The sequence below is a fragment of the uncultured Algibacter sp. genome (assembly GCF_947487605.1).
Taxonomy (GTDB): Bacteria; Bacteroidota; Bacteroidia; order Flavobacteriales; family Flavobacteriaceae; genus Algibacter_D.
On the sequence record NZ_CANKXK010000016.1, the window covers coordinates 1 to 19,907 of the forward strand.

The window sequence follows — 19,907 nt, forward strand, 5'->3', positions numbered from 1 at the left end:
ATTTCAACACTTTAATATACTAAATATTCTGCTTTTCTATGCTGAAAATTTGACTTTCTTACGTCGAACTCAGGTTACAACTTAATTTAATCTCCATTACTCTCCATAAACTTACGTTCCAATTCGGCTTGAAATTCTTCCATAACTGGACGTACGGTGCTTTCTGGTAAGTCGGCAATTTTGATATACATCAACCCGTCGACCGAATTGTTAAAAAGCGGGTCAACGTTAAAAGCTACTAGACGCGCATTTTGTTTAATATACTTTTTAAGTAGTACTGGTAAGCGTAAAGCGCCTGGTTCTATTTCATCAATAAATTTATCGAACTTGTTTAAATCGGCTTCTGCTTCATCAAATACAAAATCTTTATCGGCGTCTTTTAATTTTACTTTAAACTCTTTTTTAGGGTGTACGTATTGTGCAAGATAGGGGTCGTAGTAATGCGATTTCATAAACTCGACCATTAACGATTTTGAGAAGTTTGAAAACTGATTACTTATACTTACACCACCAATTAAATATTTGTGTTCTGGATAACGCAAAGTTATGTGTACAATACCTTTCCAAAGCAAAAATAAAGGCATTGGTTTTTGCTGATATTCTTTAATAATGAATGCACGTCCCATTTCAATAGACTGACTCATCATTTTGTATAACTCTGGCTCAAATCGAAATAAATCTTGCAGATAGAATCCATCGATACCATAGCGTTCAAATATTTGAGAACCTAACCCCATTCTATAGGCACCAACAATAACTTTTCTATCACTATCCCAAAGAAACATGTGGTGGTAGTAAGCATCAAAAGCATCTAAATCAATAGCTTCATTAGTGCCTTCACCTACTTCTCTAAAGGTTATTTCGCGTAACCTACCTATTTCACGTAAGATATTTGGAATTTTATCTTCTTGAGCTAAAAACACTTCATAATTTTTACTTGCCAAGAGCCTCAAATTTTGGCTTCTAAGTTTATCAACTTCATTAACCATTAACTCCGAATCTACTGGAGTAACAATACGCTTAGGTGTTTTTACGGTTTTTAATGAGGATGATAAGTTATCTAATATTTTAGGCTTATCTTCAAACGCATTAGATAGCATATATGTTTTTCGCCTTAAGAAATCAGAAAATTCATCAAGCGAAGTGTGTTCTTTTTGGTCGTTTACAGAAATAGGTCTGCCAATTCTAACTCTAATAACACGTCGTTTTTGTGTTAATAATTCCGAAGGTAACTTTGCAGTTCTAAACGTATCACTAATTTTTGAAAGCTTATAAAATAATTTGCTGTTTTTGGCATGAAAATATATTGGCACAACAGGGACTTCTGCTTTTTGAATAAGCTTCATTGCTGCTTCTTCCCAAGGCTTATCTACTACTAGTTTGCCATCTCGATATGTTGAAACTTCACCAGCTGGAAAAATACCTAGTGGGTGACCGTCTCGTAAATGAAGAATAGAATTTTTAAAACCTGCAATACTAGATTTTACATCTTTTCTGTCCTCAAATGGATTTACAGGCATAATGTAAGGCTTTAAAGGCTCAATGCGATGTAATAAAAAATTAGCAATTATTTTAAAATCTTTGCGCTGTTCTAACATCAATTTTAAAAGTAGAATACCATCTATACCTCCTAGTGGATGATTCGATACGGTTATATAAGCACCATCTTTAGGTAAACGCTTTAAATCTTCTTCAGGGATTTCGAATTTAATTTGAAAATCGTCCAAAATCCCATTTAAAAATGATAATTCTTCTAAATGTTTGTTTCGATTGTAAACTTTGTTTAGTGTAGAAATTTTCAAGACCTTCATTAAAATCCAACCAAGAAAAGTACCTATAAAGCCATACTTGTCCAATTGGATAGCCTTTGCTACTTCTTTTGCAGTTACTAAGCCAGAGTTTTGTTGTTTGGTCATGGGTGTAAATGTACTAAATAAACTATTTAGTTACTACTTGAACGGTTTTGGGTGTTAATTGTTTTAGTAACACCGTTTTGCCTGCTTCTATTTGTGTAATTGCTTTTTCGTTATAATGACGAATTGTATAAAGTGAGACGTTTTCGTAGCAAGTAACTTTGAATTTAGCTTTTAAGTGATGTAGTAATTTTTCAAGATTATTATAAATATTATCGATACATACCGAAAAACTAATTGCCGAATTTTGAATAACATCAACCTTCATTTTATAAAGGTGCAATAAATTGAAAATTTCACTTATATTTTCTTCAACTATATATGAAAAGTCTAATGAAGACAACCGAATAAGCACTTGGTTTTTCTTAACTATAAAACATGGAATCATGGGCTCTAAGACAACTTCTTTGCCAATTCGAGTTCCAGAATCTTCGGGATTTAAAAAAGATTTCACAAATAAAGGAATCTCCTTTCTTTGTAAGGGTTGTAAGGTTTTAGGGTGAATTACCGAAGCACCGTAAAATGCTAATTCTATGGCTTCTCTATAAGAGATTTTATTTAAAAGTCTTGCGTTTTCAAAATAACGTGGATCTGCATTTAAAACTCCTGGAACATCTTTCCAAATGGTAACACTATTGGCGTTTAAACAATAGGCAAAAATCGCAGCTGTATAATCGCTACCCTCTCTTCCTAGGGTAGTAGTAAAGTTATTTGCATCGCTACTTAAAAACCCTTGGGTAATATTTAAAATAGATTTTTTATAGTTAGTAGTTATTTGGTTTTGGGTCTTTTCCCAGTTTACGTTAGCACTTCTATAATAACTGTCTGTTTTAATATAATCTCTTACATCAATCCAATTGTTTTTTAATCCAATGGTGTTTAGATATTCACTAATAATTGTAGTTGATATCAATTCTCCAAAACCAATTACTTGATCGTAAACAAAATTATAATCTGGAGATTTATTGGTTCTCAAAAACCAGTTTAATTCATTAAAAAATTCAGAAATTTTTTGAAAAACCACATGATTTTCATTATCAAATAAATCGATTAAAATGGCATTATGAAATTTAATAACGTCCTGTATAGAGCTTTGTAGTTTTGTTTTGTGGTCAAAATAATTTGTTATTACAAGCTCTAAAGCATTTGTGGTTTTACCCATTGCAGAAACTACAACCAAAGTATTTGTATAGCCTAGTTTTTGTAAAACAGAGGCTAAATTTTTAACACCTTCTGCATCATTTACTGAAGCTCCACCAAACTTGAATACTTGCATTTATATTGTGTTATTAAATAATTTATTATTAGTGCATAATACTTAAATTTCCTAGTAGTATGTTAACTATTTATATTAGAAATATAATTTTTAATGCCTTCTTCACTTAATTGAACTACATCCCAATCTCGCATAACATTAGCTCCTTTTTTCTCATAAAAAGCTATGGCAGGTTCATTCCAATCTAATACTTCCCAATTAACACGTTTTACACCTAAATTGTGCGCATATTTAATTACTTCATCTAAAAGGGCAGTACCAATTCCTGTGCCTCGCATTTTTTCACTCACAATTAAATCTTCTAAATGAATGGCTTTTCCTTTCCATGTGGAGTACCGATTATAAATTAAAGCAATCCCTTCTACTTTTAAATTCACCTCAGCTACAAAGCAATGAAACCTTGGATTTTTGCCAAAACCGTCTTGTTGCAAATCTTGTACAGTCACTTCAACCGCGTGTGGCTCTTTTTCGAAAAGTGCTAGTTCCTTAATGAGCTTAAGGACTTCTAGCATATCATGTTTTTTAGCTGGTCTTATTAAGAAATTCATAGTTTATTTAAATTATTTCAAATATAGTTGAAAGTTCATTATGTTATAGTACTTATCTTTAGCGAAAACGTTGTAGTTGTGCAAAAATTACAGATATTTGCACAAAGAAAATTAATCTGTAAATATGTCTCATAAAAAACAAACTCTTGGTGAATTTATTATTGAAAATCAATCATCATTTAAATATTCATCAGGTGAATTGTCTAGTTTACTTAATTCTATTCGATTAGCAGCTAAGGTCGTAAATCATGAAGTTAATAAAGCTGGATTGGTAGACATTATTGGAGTAGCAGGAGACATAAATATTCAAGGAGAAGACCAACAAAAATTAGATGTTTATGCTAATGAAAAGTTTATTCAAACACTTACTAAAAGGAATATTGTTTGTGGTATAGCTAGTGAAGAAGAGGATGATTTTATTGCAATTAATAGTCAAGATGAAAACCATCAAAACAAGTATGTGGTTTTAATAGATCCATTGGATGGATCATCAAATATAGATGTTAACGTATCGGTTGGAACTATTTTTTCAATTCATAGACGGGTAACGCCAGTTGGAACACCAGTAACACTTGAAGATTTTTTACAACAAGGGAATAAACAGGTTGCAGCAGGTTATGTAGTATATGGAACTTCTACCATGTTGGTTTATACAACAGGAGCTGGTGTGAATGGTTTTACATTAAATCCTGCAATAGGCTCTTTTTATCTATCACATCCCGATATGCAATTTCCGGAGGATGGCACTATTTATTCTGTAAATGAAGGGAATTATATCCATTTCCCACAAGGCATAAAAAACTATATAAAGTACTGTCAAGAGGAAGAAGGAAACAGACCTTATACTTCAAGATATATTGGTTCTTTAGTTTCAGATTTTCATAGAAATATGATTAAAGGAGGTATCTATTTGTATCCGCAAAGTTCTAAGAATCCCAAAGGAAAATTAAGACTCTTGTACGAGTGTAACCCTATGGCATATTTAGCTGAACAAGCTAATGGAAAAGCAAGTGATGGGTTTACAAGAATTATGGATATCCAACCCACCGAATTACATGAACGAGTTCCTTTTGTTTGTGGTAGTAGAAATATGGTTGAAAAGGCCGAAGAGTTTATGGAAGCTTCTAAATAAAAGAAAAAAAGCATCTCAATTGAGATGCTTAAAACTTGAATTTACTTCTTCCTAGTTTCTTTAACAGTCGTCGAAGGGTGTTTTTTTGCAAACCTTTCTGTAACATAGCGACCTGTTTTAGCGCTTCTGTGACGAATACTTTTTTTTGTTTTCATAATAACAAAATTTTGGTTAAACAATAATAAACTCCAAGTTTTGCCTAATGATTTTATATATTTGAAATGTGAAAATTAACTAATATATTATTAGGTTCTGGATTGAAGTTTGATTTCCAGATTTAAAATACATTAAAAGAGCTCTAAAAAGAGCTCTTTTTTTATGCTACATTCCAAATTGACTTAACTTCTTCACATAGAACATCAATGTCGGATAATGTTTTGGGTAAATTCTTGGGCGCAGGTATTACTTTTTCACCAAAAACATCTATAGAAAGACAAAGTTCTTTTAAAACTTCTTCATCATCACTAATTACAACTTCATTTAGATATTTATAAATAAGACTGGAAATGTATCTAGATTGCCTGTTATCAAAAATATTATTTTTTGATATATGAACTTTTACTGCACCTAGATAAATCTTCCCATTTATACTGAGTTTATAAATAACATCAGGAGAAATAATAACTTCAACACCGTTAATAAAAATAGATTTTGAAGCTACCTTTTTAATTATCTCATGAGGAATTTCTTTGAGTAAATTCGGAAGTTTAATATTTACAAATCGCCTTAATGCTTCTAATGAAACCTCCCTATCCAATACTTGCCTTCGTTTATTGGGCTTTCTAAGTTTTAGTTCTTCTATCCCAGCAAGAATTGGTTCTAAGTCGCAATTATTTGATATTGCTTTTTTTATTCTGGCTTTTGGTAATTGATACCATGCCACCATAAATTTATTTGGCGTTTTTTGTTGCCTAATTATACTTCTTTTTTTTGCTTCGCTAGCCTTCGAAAAATCGGCAAGTTGATTGATGGAGATAACTACATCGTTTAATGTTCTATTATTCTTCATTTTTTAAAATTAAATTGTTAATAAAAAAATTAAAATTGCAGAACGATTTGTCTTGTCAAGAAGAATTCTATTTCATACTTTTGAAAAACAAACGGAGTTGGGTTAATCTCATTTTCTGCTATTAATTAAAAATTATTTGGCCGTCGAAATCCAAAATTTTTAAAAAATTTCTAGGATACTACTAATAATAGTATCCTTTTTTTGTTATAACCTCGCTTATTATTTATAGTTAATCAAATTTACTTTTAACTCATTATTAAAGAAAGTTTTAACGGTATACATTGTCAACAAGTTTTTAACATATACTATCGTATTTTCTTTAATTTTTATCCGCAAAAAGCACCTCTCAGAGGTGCTAGATACTTTTTTTAACACTTAATTTAAATTAAATAATCTTTTTAAGACCCGCACATTAAACAATCATCACCTTGTCCTTCTTTTGATTGCGCAATAAGCGCTTTCATTTCTTCTGCAGACATTGGTTCTACATCTACTTCTGGTGTACTTTTCTTTGCGAACTTAGCTGCATTTTGAGCTGCTAATTTCTTTTTCTTTGATTCCTCTTGCTCTACAGCCACTGTGTTAACCTCTACAACTTCTGCTATAGGATCTTCTTTTTTTGTGGTTTTTAATGTAAATTTAATAGCATCTACAGCACTTTTAGTTCGTAAATAGTACATGCCTGTTTTTAAACCGCTTTTCCAAGCATAAAAATGCATTGATGTTAATTTAGACATGGTTGCTCCTTCCATAAATAAGTTAAGCGATTGAGACTGGTCTATAAAGTAACCTCTTTGTCGAGACATGTCTATAATGTCTTTCATGCTTAATTCCCAAACGGTTTTATAAAGTTCTTTTATATCTTGAGGAATCGTGTCAATATTTTGCACAGAACCGTTAGCACGCATAATATCTTGTTTGAGACTGTCATTCCAAAGACCTAATTCTACTAAGTCTTCTAATAAATGTTTGTTTACAACAATAAATTCTCCCGATAATACGCGACGGGTATAAATGTTAGAAGTATAAGGCTCGAAACATTCATTGTTTCCAAGAATTTGAGAAGTAGATGCTGTTGGCATAGGTGCAACTAATAACGAATTACGCACACCGTTTTTAAGCACTTGTTTACGTAGTTTTGCCCAGTCCCAACGACCACTTAATTCTTCATCTTTCATTCCCCAAAGGTTATGTTGGAATTCTCCATTACTTATTGGAGAACCTTTATAGGTTTTATACGGCCCATCTATTTTAGCTTCCTCCATACTTGCAGTAACAGCAGCATAGTAAAGCGTTTCAAAAATATCTTGATTTAACTTTTTAGCTTCATCGCTTGTGAAAGGTAAACGTAATTGAATGAATGTATCTGCTAGCCCTTGAACACCTAAACCAATTGGTCTGTGTCGCATATTTGAGTTTTCTGCTTCTATTACTGGATAGTAATTCCTGTCAATTACTCTATTTAAGTTTTTAGTTACACGTTTTGTTATTTTGAACAACTCTTTATGGTCGAATTCTCCATTTTTTACAAACATTGGTAATGCAATGGATGCTAAATTACAAACCGCTACCTCGTCTGGAGATGTATACTCTAAAATCTCTGTACATAGATTTGATGAACGAATAGTACCTAAGTTCTTTTGGTTAGACTTGCGGTTTGCGGCATCTTTATAAAGCATATAAGGTGTGCCTGTTTCAATTTGAGATTCTAATATTTTCTCCCAAAGCTCACGTGCTTTTATAGTTTTACGACCCTTACCTTCGGCTTCATATTTTAAATATAATGCTTCAAACTCTTCGCTATGTGTTTCAGGTAACCCAGGACATTCGTTAGGGCACATTAAAGTCCAATCGCCATTTTCTTGAACACGTTTCATGAATAAATCTGAAATCCACATAGCATAAAATAAGTCGCGTGCGCGCATTTCTTCTTTTCCATGATTCTTTTTTAAATCTAGGAAGTCAAAAATATCTGCATGCCAAGTTTCTAAATACATTGCGAAACTCCCTTTACGTTTTCCGCCACCTTGATCTACATAACGTGCTGTATCATTAAATACTTTTAACATTGGTACGATACCGTTAGATGTCCCATTAGTACCAGCAATGTAACTGCCAGTTGCGCGAATGTTATGCATAGCTAAACCAATACCCCCAGCAGATTGTGATATTTTTGCGGTTTGTTTTAAGGTGTCGTAAATACCATCAATACTATCTTCTTTCATAGTTAATAAGAAACAAGAAGACATTTGTGGTTTAGGTGTACCAGCGTTGAATAATGTAGGTGTAGCGTGTGTAAAATATTTTTTAGACATCAACTCGTAAGTTTCAATTGCAGCATCTAAGTCATTTAGATGAATACCAACAGAAACTCTCATGAGCATATGTTGAGGTCTTTCAGCAATTTCACCATTTAGTTTTAGAAGGTACGAGCGTTCTAAAGTTTTGAAACCGAAATAATCATATCCAAAATCACGGTTATAAATAATTGTGGAGTCAAGACGGTCTTTATTCTCCATAATTACCTTATATACTTCATCAGATAGTAAAGGGGCATCTTTTCCTGTTCTAGGGTTTACATAAGTGTATAGGTCGTGCATTACCTCACTAAAGGTTTTCTTCGTGTTTTTGTGTAAGTTAGATACCGAAATTCTTGCTGCTAAACGTGCATAGTCTGGATGCGCTGTAGTCATAGTTGCTGCAATTTCTGCTGCAAGATTATCGAGTTCGCTTGTGGTTACACCATCATACAAACCTTCAATAACACGCATAGTAACCTTTAATGGGTCTACTAATTCGTTTAAGCCATAACACAGTTTTCGCACTCTAGCAGTGATTTTGTCGAACATTATTTGCTCTTTTCTTCCGTCTCTTTTTACTACATACATTGTTTACACGTTTTTTTAGTTTTCTGATACACCTTCAGAAAATGGGTTAATTAGTTAGCCTAAGTTTTTCTAATTATTAATTAGTTGAAACTTAGTTGTTTTGTTAATTCTGTAAACAGAAAACAATGCCCTCTGAAAAGTGTTCAGGTAAAGGGATTGCCTTTGTTTACGGTCAATAAAATTTGTTTAATTTTCCATTAGTATGGAAATGTCATTTTAATTGAGAAAAACAATTTGTTGGATTTTTGGATTCCTCACCTTCGAGGGAATGACAAATTCAACAGAAATCTCAAGAGAAAACCTTGAGAAGGTTCTTCTTAATTAAAAATCGGCATCAAAACTGAATTTATCTTTCTCTTCTTCTTTGTTTAGAACACCAGCTTTTTGGTACTCAGAAACACGTTTTTCAAAGAAATTGGTTTTCCCTTGTAACGAAATCATATCCATAAAATCGAATGGATTTGCTGTGTTGTATTCCTTTTCACAACCTAATTCGTATAATAATCTGTCTGTTACAAATTCTAAATATTGTGCCATTAAAACGGCATTCATACCTATTAGACTAGCTGGTAAAGATTCTGTGATAAATTCTCTTTCTATATTTAAGGCATCGATTAAAATTTCTCTAATACGTGCTTTGGGTACTTTATTAACTAAATGTTCATTGTGTAGGTGAACTGCAAAGTCTGCATGTACACCTTCATCTCTTGAGATTAACTCGTTAGAAAATGTTAATCCTGGCATTAATCCTCTTTTCTTTAACCAGAAAATCGAGCAAAATGCTCCTGAGAAGAAAATACCTTCAACTGCTGCAAAAGCTATTAAGCGTTCTGCAAAACTTGGAGATTCAATCCATTTTAATGCCCAATCTGCTTTTTTCTTAATAGCAGGAAAGTTTTCAATGGCATTAAATAATATATCTTTTTCTTTTTCGTCTTTAACGTAAGTGTCAATTAAAAGGGAGTAGGTTTCACTATGGATGTTTTCCATCATAATTTGGAAACCATAGAAGAATTTTGCTTCACTATATTGTACTTCATTTACAAAATTCTCTGCTAAATTTTCATTTACAATACCATCACTTGCTGCAAAAAATGCTAAAATGTGTTTTATGAAATAGCGTTCGTCGTCGTTTAATTTAGTCGCCCAATCTGTAAGATCTTGATGTAAATCAATTTCTTCTGCTGTCCAAAAACTTGCCTCAGATTTTTTGTACCATTCCCATAGGTCATGATGTTGAATAGGAAAAATAACAAAACGATCTTTATTTTCTTGGAGAATAGGCTCTACTGCTGTCTGCGACATTGTTTCTGAATTTTATAAAAGTTTGACGAAAATTTACTTCGATTTCGGGTTAACAAAGATTCAAAATAGAACTTAAAAAAGAAAGGCATAGTTATAAACATTGTCAACAAGTTTTTAACAAAGCTTAACATTTGTTAAATAATTCTCATTTTTTTAAATAATTGATAATCAGCATATTAAATTTAATAAAACTCGCTTAACTCCTATAAAGATTGATGTTTTGATCTTTTGGTTAATTGAAGAAAATACGGCGCTTGATAAAGAAAAGTAAAATAAATTTTTAGCGATTTGAAGCTTGAGCTATTTTTTCTAGCTCCATATACCAATCTTCTCCAAATTTTCTAATGAGTGCTTCTTTTACAAATTTATAGATAGGGATTTGAAGTTCTTTGCCTAGTGTGCAAGCATCATCACAAATTTGCCATTTATGATAATTAACTGCTGAAAATTCGCTGTAATCTTTTACGCGAACGGGATATAAATGACATGAAACGGGTTTTTTCCAAGTAACCTCACCTTGATTATAAGCTTCTTCAATACCACAGAGTGCTACTTTTTTCTCATCAAAAATCACATAAGCACAATCTGCGCCATTAATTAAAGGTGTTTCTAATTCGCCATCTTCGGTTGTAATAAAAGCTCCTTGAGATTCTATTGCTTTTATGCCTTCTGGACGTAAAAATGGCTTTACTTTTGGGTATATCTTTTCAAGAATTTTGGTTTCGTCCTTTTCTAAAGGTGCACCAGCATCACCATCTACACAACAAGCACCTTTACATGCAGAAAGGTTGCATATAAAGTCTTTTTCAATAACATCTTCTGAAACAATGGTTTTTCCTAACTGAAACATAAAATTATGACTTAAGTCGCAAAAATAGAGAAACTTTCAATTTATTATGCCTTGTTATTTAATAATTAATATAGACCTTTGCAGCGCATTAAAAACTAATAATCATGCAATTAAACTTTAAAGAAATATTTACAGCTTTTATGGTACTGTTTGCCGTAATTGATATTGTTGGTAATATTCCTATTGTAATTGATTTACGTAAAAAAGTAGGACATATTCAAAGCGAGAAAGCTTCAATTATTGCTGGAATTATTATGGCACTTTTTTTGTTTTTAGGAAAAAGTATTTTAAACCTAATTGGGATTGATGTGAATTCTTTTGCGGTTGCGGGCGCATTTATTTTGTTTTTTATTGCTTTAGAAATGATTTTAGGGATTACCTTATATAAACAGGATGACACCAACCCTATGACAGCTTCTGTTTTTCCTCTGGCCTTCCCTTTAATTGCTGGTCCAGGAAGTTTAACTACATTACTTTCTTTACGAGCAGAATTTAACATAGAGAATATTATTGTTGCTATTATACTTAATGTTATATTTATTTATATTGTTTTAAAAACGTCTTCTAGGATAGAACGATTTTTAGGAGCAAACGGAATCAATATTATTCGAAAAGTATTTGGTGTTATTTTATTGGCTATTGCCGTGAAGCTATTTGCTAACAATATAAAAGTATTATTTAATTAATTTTTACAGATGAAATATTTTGCTGTTACTATCATTATTATTGCTACAGTTTTAGGAATTTTTAATGTATCTAAAATTGACATGCAAGCCCCTTTTGAAGGAGAAAGTATTGTTGCTCTAATTACATTATTAGCATCGCTTTGTGCTATTATTTTGATGTGGATTTTATTAGTGTCTAAGCGGATAGAAGAAAAAGTAAAAAAGCAGCGTTAAGAACATGTATGATGCTTTAATAGTTGGAGGTGGTGCAGCAGGTTTATCCTGTGCATTAGTATTGGGGTCTGCAAATGAAAAATCTTTTGTAAAAGATAAAAAGATTGCTATTATTACTCACCAAAAAACATCTCATTTGCAAAATGCTTTATTTAATAATGTTCTAGGTTTAGAACCTGAAACTACGGGGGCTTCTATTTTGGAAAGTGGTAAAAAGCAGTTATTAAATTTATATCCTCATGTTGAGCAAAAAGAAAAGGAAAAGGTTTTAGCTATTAATAAGTTTGAAAACTATTTTGAAGTAAGAACTAATAAAAACAAGTATACTTCTAAAATTGTTGTGATTGCTGTAGGCTACACTAATTTAATGCGCATTAAGGGATTGGAACAATTTGTTGAACCACACCCAAGAGCAGCTATAGAAAAAGACCGCATCTGGTTAAAAAACACAGATCATTTAATTGAAAAAAATTTATACGTTGCTGGAACCTTGGCTGGTTGGCGTAGCCAGTTTGCTATGGCTTCTGGAAGTGGGGCGCATGTTGCCACAGATATTTTAACCCTTTGGAATGACGGGAAACAGACTAAGGTGCATGATAAGGTGGAGGTTTGATATTATTACTTCCCCTCGCTCAACTTAATAACTTCATCAATCATAATATCGCGTTGATTGAAAACTTCTTCGAAAGCCCCGTTGCCAAAAAGTTGATCGGCTAGAGTTGCTTTTATGTATTGTCTTACCTCGTCGTAGTAAGCAACGAAGGTTATTTTAGAGTCGGTACGCACATTTAAATAATCTTGAAAAGACATCACAAAATCGTCACTTATTTCGTAGTTATTTATAAAATGGTCTCTCGAAATCCCATCATAGAGATGTCTGTCTTTTTCTAATTCTTCAAAAACGAAATAGCCAATAAATCCGCTGCGTTGCAGGTAAGTTAATGTTTCATTGTACATGCTATTATCTATAGGTACAAATACATCAGGGATGATGCCACCGCCTCCATAGACAATTTTGCCTTTTGGGGTTTTAAATTTTAAAGAATCTGCAACTTGTATTTTTTCAGGGTCAAGTAATTCGCCACTTTCCATGCGTTCAAAATACTCATCATAATAATCTTTATTACCGTTTTTGTAAGGCCTTTGAATTGAGCGACCTGTAGGCGTATAATATCTTGAAACTGTTAAACGAACAGCACTACCATCCCCTAGATCCATTTCGCGTTGTACCAAACCTTTACCGTAAGAGCGTCTTCCAATAATAGTTCCTTTGTCGTTATCTTGAAGTGCTCCAGCAACAATTTCGCTAGCAGAAGCAGAGTTTTCATTCATAAGTACATAGACTTTGCCTTCTTCAAAATCACCTTCATTTGTAGCGAAACTTTTTTCAATATTACCTCGCTTGTTTTTGGTGAATAAAATAAGCTTATCATCTTCTAAAAACTCGTCTACCATACTTTCAGCAATATCTAAAAAACCTCCTGGGTTATCGCGCAGGTCTAATGCTATTTCTTTGGCACCTTGATCTATAAGTTTATCTAAGGCTTTTTTGAATTCTTTGTATGTAGATTCGGCAAATCGATTAACTTTAATATAGCCTAATTTTTCGGTGAGCATATAAGCAGCATCGACACTTTTTATTGGGATTCGTGCTCTTCTTACTGTAACATCTAATAATTCTGGCTCCCCTTTTCTAAATACTTTTAAATCAACTTTGGTATTAATAGGGCCTTTTAATTTTTTTATGATGTCTCCATCATTAATGCTATCACCAAAAAGAGAATCGCCATTAGCCATAATTATTCTGTCGCCTCCTTTAATGCCAGCTTTTTCACTTGGTCCATTTTCTAAGGACCTAATAACCGCAATGGTGTCTTTATACGTGTAAAAGCTTACGCCAATACCAACAAAATCACCTTTCATGTTTTCGGTGACACGTTCCATATCTTCTTTAGGGATATAAACCGAATGTGGGTCTAAGTTTTCTAGAATACCATTAACAGTAACATCTACAATACTATCTGTATTGATTTCATCTACATAATCGTAATCTATGTAATCAATGAGTCTATTGAGTTTGTCTTTTTTGCTATTTGTTGAAAATAAGCGGTCTGGTGAGTCGGTAAAATTTAGTTTACCACCAACAAAAATGCCTGCTGCTATTGCAACACCTATTAGCAATGGTAAATATTTTTTTTGGTAAGGCATTATGCTTTTAAGTCTTCAATTAATTGTAATTCTATCCCAGCTCTTTTTAAAAATTGCAATCCAGAATCATCTTTATATGCTTTATTATATACAATACGTATGATGCCAGCTTGATGTATTAATTTACTACATTCCTTACATGGTGATAAGGTAATGTATAAGGTAGCTCCTTTACAAGATTGTGTGGATGCTGCTACTTTTAAAATTGCATTAGCTTCGGCGTGTAAAACATACCATTTTGTATAGCCATCGTCGTCTTCACAAAAGTTTTCAAAACCAGAAGGTGTTCCGTTGTAGCCGTCAGAAATGATCATTCTATCTTTAACAATTATGGCACCTACTTGTTTGCGATTGCAATAAGATAATTTACCCCATTCCTTAGCAATTCTTAAGTATGCTTTATCGTATTTAAGTTTTTTCTTTTCTGGCATTTATCTTTTTTTCTGATTCTTTTTGTGCGAATCTATATAACGAATATAATGGCTTCGTATTTTAATTACAACGTATGATAGTTAAAGTTTTATGAAAGTTTAACTTAAGAAGTCACTACCCAGAAGCATAGGTATTACAAGCCCTATTACTATTGCAGATACAACCATAACCCAATCGCGTTTAGAAAACCTGAAAATGGTCTGTCCAAGATACCCTAAAAACAGCACAATAAATACAATAATAACTTGTGAAAGTTCTATACCTAGTGCAAACTCAAGAAGTAAAACTAATTTATTATCAGAATCTCCTAAAAACATACGGAACTCTCTCGCAAAGCCAAGACCATGAATGAGTCCGAAAAACAAGGTGGTAAAAAATAAAACGCCAACACGTTCTTTCTGCGCCCCTTTGCCTGCTGTAAAAACATTAAAAACTGCAACTATTAAAATGGTTATGGGTATTAAAAATTCTACTAATTGTGCATTTACACTTACAATACCATAGGCAGCTAAAACTAGTGATAGTGTATGGCCTAAAGTAAACATAGATACTAATAGCAATACGCGTTTCCAGTCTTTAAAAACATACGGAACGGTAAGGCTTATTAAAAAAAGAACATGATCGTAAGCGTTAATATCTAAAACATGGTTGATTCCGTATTCTACATTAAACCAAAAATTTTCAAGCATATTATTAATTTTTTCGAAGTGGATAAATATACAATTTCTAATGAAATTTTTAGAAGCGTGCTATTTTATTTAGGAAAACAAAAACACCCTATTTGTATTGCTTCCTTTTAATTCCAGAAATAAAGCTTTAAAAATCTGCATGGTACTCTCATCGAATATCGTATGAAAAATTATGACAAACAAACTATTCCTATATCTTTGTAATATACCAGTGAAAAAGATCTACTATGAATGCTAAGTTTTTGGGCATCCTATGCCTGTTAATTATTTGTTTTTCTTGTAAGAATATTCAAGAAGAAAATCCCGAAGATATTGTTGAGGAAAAACAAAGTGAAGCGATTACCGAAAGTGATATTTCTAAGTTAAAATTTATTGAATTTGTTCCTAGTCAAGAAACAGAAAAAATAACCGAAAATTGGTTGGAGTATATTCAGTTAAAGGAGCAAGTTTCACTCATAAAAAAAGGGGATTTTAGCTATTTTAACGATAATAAAGAAGCAATAGATGAACTTTTTAAGTCCATAACAAAAACAATACCTGAGGAATTAAATAACAGTTCTATACTTGCAAGAATTAAAACGGTTGAAACTAAACTTTACAAATTAGGAAGTTTTGCAAACCTTGAAACTACTTCGAAAAAAGAGTTATTATCAACGATTAAAGAGTTTTTGATGTCTATTACTAATCTAGACCTACAAATGAATAAAACCATTGAATTAGAAAGCCAAAACATTGAAAAGCCTTAAATGTTATTTTTAAAAGAATTTAGTTTTTCTGTTTTAGTTTTTTGGTTGTGTTGCTTGTGCTTGCAACACTTGCTTTTGTCTTAATAATTCGTTTTTAGTAATTTGAATTAAATTAAAGTTTGGCGATTCTTTATATGCCGCATCCAAAATATCAATGGCAGCATCAATATTTGCTTTGGTATCTTTATTATAAACAGTTAAAGCATTTAAATATTTAAAAGCAGATTTAAGACTTACTTGATAAGGTGTTTGAGTTTCATAAAAAGCCTTTTTTTCGTCATCCTTTGCATTAGCTAAGCCATAAGTAATGTGTTTATTAGCTTCGTCTAATTTTTGTAATTGTAAGTTTAGCTCTGCTAATTCGTAAGCAATAAGTGCATTCGGATTTCTTTTAAACATTTCCTCAAAATGTTGTACGGATAATTTTGGTTGTTTTACAGCTTTTAATGCTATGGCTTTAACTTCTACAGCAATATCAGAATCATCTAAGACTTTATCAATCCCTATGGTATTTAAGGCTTGCATGTTTTGTCCTTCACTCATATAGATATAGGCTAAAGTATCTTTTCTAGCTTGCGAAGGAGCTAAAACATTTAAATGAGTCATGGCGTTTATAATGCCCTGTATATCACCTTGTGTTTTCATTTGCTTATAATAAGCTTCATAGTGCTTTAATAATTCTGCGTTACTTTGTGCGTTTAATTGAGACCCAACTACTAATAAAATCAACACCAAAAATCGTTTCATCTTTATTATTTTAAAATTTTGCTAAAACTATAAAAAATTAATAGTTAAACTCTTAAAAGTATGCTAATATTTTATTAGTCGATTGCTATTATTTTCTTTACTATAATAGCATCGTTAAGAACAAAAGGTTTTGGAATCATATAAGATTCGCGTTCTGGAATATTAAATAAATCATTATTCAATAAATCATAAGAAGCTTCTAGTATTGTGAAACTTGTTTTTTGATTTTTTGGCACACTAAATTCCAGTTCTAAAGGTGCATCGTCTGCAACAAAATAGGTTAATAGTCTGTCTTTATTTTGTGACTTTAAGTCTTTTTTTAGTTCAACACTATTCGCTTTAAATGATGTAAAGACATTTGTAGAATCGGAAAATAGCTCAATTCTATTAACACAACGTTGAGGTATTATACTAAGTTTTATGCTTCTTACATCATTGGTTATAGTATCGTTTATTATATTGACAATGGGTTCGTCTATCTCCTTTAATGGTGCTTCTTTAGCATAAGAAAACAGTGAATTATATTTACTATCAATAATTTTATCGTTTAAAGCTGAAGCCAATTGTGGATTTTCATCAAATACATTTTTAGTCCAATTATCAAGAACTCTGTCATAAGTAAGCCAATTAGCTTTTTTGGTGTCTGTGTTTAAAATATAGAGGAGGCTATTTGGTTTAGGGTTATCTTTTGAAAAATGAGATGATGAATGAGCAGAAATCATAAAATATAAAAACATAAAAACAAATAGAAAAGACCAACGTTTTTTATGTTTAAAAAATCCAAATACCGAAATAAGTAACCCAAACATTAAAATGGCTAGAGCAGAAGAGCCTACTATAATTTTTAAGCCTAAACCTACGGGGAATAACTGTAAGAATGGTGAAAATATAGTTAAGCAAGGAACTGCGAATAACGCTAATAGAATAATATTAGGTTTTGTTTGACGTATTAAAACAAACAAGCTTAGTAATCCAAACATAAGTGGAATTACAAAAAAGCTTGCACCTTCTAATTTTACAGCTACTCCAATACACACAATTAGCCATAACCCTAAAGGAGCAATTAAAAGGTTTGCGACATTATCTGGTTTAAATGCTTTGTGATAAACGAATAAGGATACGGCGATTGCTAAACATACAAATGCTGCGATGTAGTCGTGTCCATTATAGGGGAAGCCTTGTAAAATTTCACTATAATGAGGATAGGTTAGGTTTATTCCTTTCCAAAGTAAAAATCCAATGACACTAAAAATTATTAGTGAGGTTACAAGAGCAATGAAACCCTTACTTATTTCTTTACCAACAAGTATTTTCTTTTTGAAACCATAAAATATAAGTGCTATATAAATAAGAAGAGCCAAAATAGCCATTGGGTATATCCAAGAAAACGGGTATATTATTGTTTTGAATAAGGGGATGTTAAAATACACATTGTCTTGGTCACTTTTTAAAGTGCTAAGGTTTGTTTCGCTAAAATAATTGAGTAATGACATTAAATAATTGCCTTGATGCTCTAGAGAATTTCTGTCTAAACGCTGGTAATTATCCAAAGCGGTATGATAATCGAAATGGTCATCAATAAAAGCAAAATTAAATCCGTCAATATCACCATCTTCTCTAAATACTGTCGAATCCGTATCGTTAGGAAACGTTTTGTAAATACTATAAAACAGGGAATTACCTACAGGAAACTGTGGATTAGCTTTTACATACTCTTTTATTAAATTGGCGTTTCCTTGATTAGTTTCAATAAACATAATGCCAGAGCCACCACTGCCGCGAGCTTCAAAATTAACAACCAATCCAACATTTTTTGACCAAGGATGTTTATTTACAAAAATATTGGCACCCGTAAGACCTAATTCTTCACCGTCTGAAAACAATATAATAATATCATTTTTTGGTGCTTTGTTTGTGCTTAAAAAGGCACGTAAACCTTCGAGTATTGTTACAACGCCAGAACCAGCATCACTTGCTCCAAATGATGAATGCGGATCACTATCATAATGAGTTAGTAAGAGGAGTGCTTTTCCTTGTTCTGTTCCCTTTATTCGTGCCAGTATGTTTTTTGCTTTGGCTAAGTTTCCGTTGTCATCAAATGCATAACCCTCTTGAATTTGAGATTCAAGACCAAGAGTTTTTAGTTCGGTTATAATATAATCTCGAACTTTAGTATGTGCTTCACTTCCCAAATAGTGCGCTTCCTTAGAAATTTCTTTTAAATGAATAAGTGCTCTGTGTGTAGAGAATTTATTTTCGGGAGTATCAATCGTGCTTATTTCATTTGGAATTAATGCAGAGAAACTGTAGTAAACAGCAACAAGCATTAAGAATAAAGCCATAGTTTTTTTAATCATGTTCTAAAAATGTTTCATGCTTATAAATGTACATAAATTCGAGATATTACCGCAAGTTGTATTTTCTGCTTAGGAAATCTAAAAAAAAAGAAGTATATTTAAGATTACTAAATTTTACAATTATGGGTATAAAAAGTTTTCAAGGTGCAAGAAGGCAACAATCTAATACGGCTGATGATACGCTACTAAAGGTGAGCGACTACATGACTAGAACTTTAATAACTTTTACACCAGATCAAACTATTGAAAGTGTTATGCAAAAGCTTATTAAAAACAGAATTTCTGGTGGGCCTGTTGTAAATGAAAAAAATGAATTGGTAGGTATTATTTCTGAAGGCGATTGTATAAAACAAATTAGTGAAAGCCGTTATTATAACATGCCAATGCAAGACAAAACTATAGAAAAACACATGGCTACCAATGTTGAAACCATTGATGGCAACATGAATATATTTGATGCTGCTAGTAAATTTATAGAAGCCAAACGCAGACGATTTCCAATAGTTGAAAATGGTAAGTTAGTGGGGCAAATAAGCCAAAAAGACGTGCTTAAAGCAGCAATGAAATTAAAAGGACAGACCTGGAAATAGATTTACAACTTTCTTTCAACAGGTTTTAATGCTTCTTGAGTATCTGTAATTAAAAGACGTTTTTCTGAGGTGCCATTAAGTGTTAATATTCTTGAATATGAATAGCCTTCAATGGGTTCTTTTAGTGTTTTCCATTTAGCAATTCCTTTAATGGCTATTTCTTCATTTAATTCTATTAGCCCTTCGTTACATCTAAACATTTTTTTAAAACCAAAAAGATAAGATTTACTTGACTTATTATGGCACTTTCAGAAGTAAGTTGATTTATAAAAATAGAATAAAAAAACTCAGCAAAGTTTTACAAAAACGAGCTGAGTT

At 32.0% G+C, this 19,907-nt stretch carries 19 protein-coding genes; 6 read left to right on the forward strand and 13 right to left on the reverse strand.

What is annotated here, in order from left to right:
• Positions 1 to 86: 86 nt before the first annotated feature.
• The 3 genes from Q0739_RS14325 to Q0739_RS14335 all read right to left on the reverse strand — a co-directional run bounded on the left by Q0739_RS14325 (position 87) and on the right by Q0739_RS14335 (position 3,737).
• Complete coding sequence (locus tag Q0739_RS14325; protein WP_298239422.1) at positions 87 to 1,916, reverse strand: lysophospholipid acyltransferase family protein; 1,830 nt, start codon at positions 1,914 to 1,916, stop codon at positions 87 to 89.
• Positions 1,917 to 1,938: 22 nt separating this feature from the next.
• Positions 1,939 to 3,189, reverse strand: a complete 1,251-nt coding sequence (locus tag Q0739_RS14330; RefSeq protein ID WP_298239423.1) for an aspartate kinase — start codon at positions 3,187 to 3,189, stop codon at positions 1,939 to 1,941.
• Between the two features lie 62 nt (positions 3,190 to 3,251).
• Positions 3,252 to 3,737 (reverse strand): GNAT family N-acetyltransferase, encoded by a 486-nt coding sequence (locus tag Q0739_RS14335; protein ID WP_298239424.1) that lies wholly within the window; start codon positions 3,735 to 3,737, stop codon positions 3,252 to 3,254.
• A 124-nt stretch (positions 3,738 to 3,861) separates the two neighbouring features.
• Between Q0739_RS14335 and fbp the strand changes: the two genes are divergently transcribed.
• The gene (gene fbp, locus Q0739_RS14340; RefSeq protein WP_298239425.1) at positions 3,862 to 4,869 is read left to right on the forward strand and encodes a class 1 fructose-bisphosphatase; all 1,008 of its coding nucleotides are present in this window, start codon (positions 3,862 to 3,864) and stop codon (positions 4,867 to 4,869) included.
• A 316-nt stretch (positions 4,870 to 5,185) separates the two neighbouring features.
• Here the strand turns inward: fbp and Q0739_RS14345 are convergent, their stop codons facing one another.
• The 4 genes from Q0739_RS14345 to Q0739_RS14360 form a co-directional block, all read right to left on the reverse strand.
• Complete coding sequence (locus Q0739_RS14345) at positions 5,186 to 5,878, reverse strand: hypothetical protein (protein ID WP_298239426.1); 693 nt, start codon at positions 5,876 to 5,878, stop codon at positions 5,186 to 5,188.
• A 398-nt stretch (positions 5,879 to 6,276) separates the two neighbouring features.
• Positions 6,277 to 8,766 carry a ribonucleoside-diphosphate reductase subunit alpha gene (locus tag Q0739_RS14350; RefSeq protein WP_298239427.1) on the reverse strand — a complete coding sequence of 830 codons (2,490 nt, stop codon included), beginning with the start codon at positions 8,764 to 8,766 and terminating at the stop codon, positions 6,277 to 6,279.
• A 321-nt stretch (positions 8,767 to 9,087) separates the two neighbouring features.
• Positions 9,088 to 10,071 carry a ribonucleotide-diphosphate reductase subunit beta gene (locus Q0739_RS14355; protein ID WP_298239428.1) on the reverse strand — a complete coding sequence of 328 codons (984 nt, stop codon included), beginning with the start codon at positions 10,069 to 10,071 and terminating at the stop codon, positions 9,088 to 9,090.
• A gap of 280 nt (positions 10,072 to 10,351) precedes the next feature.
• Positions 10,352 to 10,921, reverse strand: coding sequence for a DUF3109 family protein (locus Q0739_RS14360; protein WP_298239429.1), 570 nt, complete (start codon positions 10,919 to 10,921; stop codon positions 10,352 to 10,354).
• 104 nt (positions 10,922 to 11,025) lie between these two features.
• Here Q0739_RS14360 and Q0739_RS14365 point away from each other — a divergent pair, with 104 nt between their 5' ends.
• Genes Q0739_RS14365 through Q0739_RS14375 form a run of 3 tightly spaced genes read left to right on the forward strand, consistent with a single transcriptional unit; the run spans position 11,026 to position 12,433 of the window.
• Positions 11,026 to 11,607 carry a MarC family protein gene (locus tag Q0739_RS14365; RefSeq protein ID WP_298239430.1) on the forward strand — a complete coding sequence of 194 codons (582 nt, stop codon included), beginning with the start codon at positions 11,026 to 11,028 and terminating at the stop codon, positions 11,605 to 11,607.
• Between the two features lie 9 nt (positions 11,608 to 11,616).
• The gene (locus Q0739_RS14370) at positions 11,617 to 11,820 is read left to right on the forward strand and encodes a hypothetical protein (RefSeq protein WP_298239431.1); all 204 of its coding nucleotides are present in this window, start codon (positions 11,617 to 11,619) and stop codon (positions 11,818 to 11,820) included.
• A gap of 4 nt (positions 11,821 to 11,824) precedes the next feature.
• The gene (locus Q0739_RS14375) at positions 11,825 to 12,433 is read left to right on the forward strand and encodes an FAD-dependent oxidoreductase (RefSeq protein ID WP_298239432.1); all 609 of its coding nucleotides are present in this window, start codon (positions 11,825 to 11,827) and stop codon (positions 12,431 to 12,433) included.
• Positions 12,434 to 12,438: 5 nt separating this feature from the next.
• Here the strand turns inward: Q0739_RS14375 and Q0739_RS14380 are convergent, their stop codons facing one another.
• From Q0739_RS14380 to Q0739_RS14390, 3 genes are all read right to left on the reverse strand, one after another.
• Entirely contained in the window at positions 12,439 to 14,028 is a 1,590-nt protein-coding gene (locus tag Q0739_RS14380) for a S41 family peptidase (protein ID WP_298239433.1), read from the reverse strand.
• A complete protein-coding gene (locus tag Q0739_RS14385; RefSeq protein ID WP_298239434.1) occupies positions 14,028 to 14,459 on the reverse strand; it encodes a dCMP deaminase family protein in 432 nt (143 codons plus the stop codon). Before Q0739_RS14385 ends, Q0739_RS14380 begins: the two co-directional genes overlap by 1 nt.
• 99 nt (positions 14,460 to 14,558) lie before the next feature.
• On the reverse strand, positions 14,559 to 15,149 hold the full coding sequence (locus Q0739_RS14390) for a HupE/UreJ family protein (RefSeq protein WP_298239435.1): 591 nt from the start codon (positions 15,147 to 15,149) through the stop codon (positions 14,559 to 14,561).
• A gap of 227 nt (positions 15,150 to 15,376) precedes the next feature.
• On the opposite strand from Q0739_RS14390, the gene Q0739_RS14395 reads away from it, so the two are divergent.
• Positions 15,377 to 15,895, forward strand: a complete 519-nt coding sequence (locus Q0739_RS14395) for a hypothetical protein (RefSeq protein WP_298239436.1) — start codon at positions 15,377 to 15,379, stop codon at positions 15,893 to 15,895.
• 33 nt (positions 15,896 to 15,928) lie between these two features.
• Here the strand turns inward: Q0739_RS14395 and Q0739_RS14400 are convergent, their stop codons facing one another.
• Both Q0739_RS14400 and Q0739_RS14405 read right to left on the reverse strand, forming a co-directional pair.
• On the reverse strand, positions 15,929 to 16,642 hold the full coding sequence (locus Q0739_RS14400; RefSeq protein ID WP_298239437.1) for a hypothetical protein: 714 nt from the start codon (positions 16,640 to 16,642) through the stop codon (positions 15,929 to 15,931).
• Positions 16,643 to 16,716: 74 nt separating this feature from the next.
• Positions 16,717 to 18,999: a M28 family peptidase gene (locus Q0739_RS14405; RefSeq protein WP_298239438.1), complete on the reverse strand. Its 2,283-nt coding sequence runs from the start codon at positions 18,997 to 18,999 to the stop codon at positions 16,717 to 16,719.
• A gap of 122 nt (positions 19,000 to 19,121) precedes the next feature.
• On the opposite strand from Q0739_RS14405, the gene Q0739_RS14410 reads away from it, so the two are divergent.
• On the forward strand, positions 19,122 to 19,589 hold the full coding sequence (locus Q0739_RS14410) for a CBS domain-containing protein (protein ID WP_298239439.1): 468 nt from the start codon (positions 19,122 to 19,124) through the stop codon (positions 19,587 to 19,589).
• A gap of 2 nt (positions 19,590 to 19,591) precedes the next feature.
• Here the strand turns inward: Q0739_RS14410 and Q0739_RS14415 are convergent, their stop codons facing one another.
• Positions 19,592 to 19,789 (reverse strand): hypothetical protein, encoded by a 198-nt coding sequence (locus Q0739_RS14415; protein WP_298239440.1) that lies wholly within the window; start codon positions 19,787 to 19,789, stop codon positions 19,592 to 19,594.
• Positions 19,790 to 19,907 lie beyond the last annotated feature (118 nt).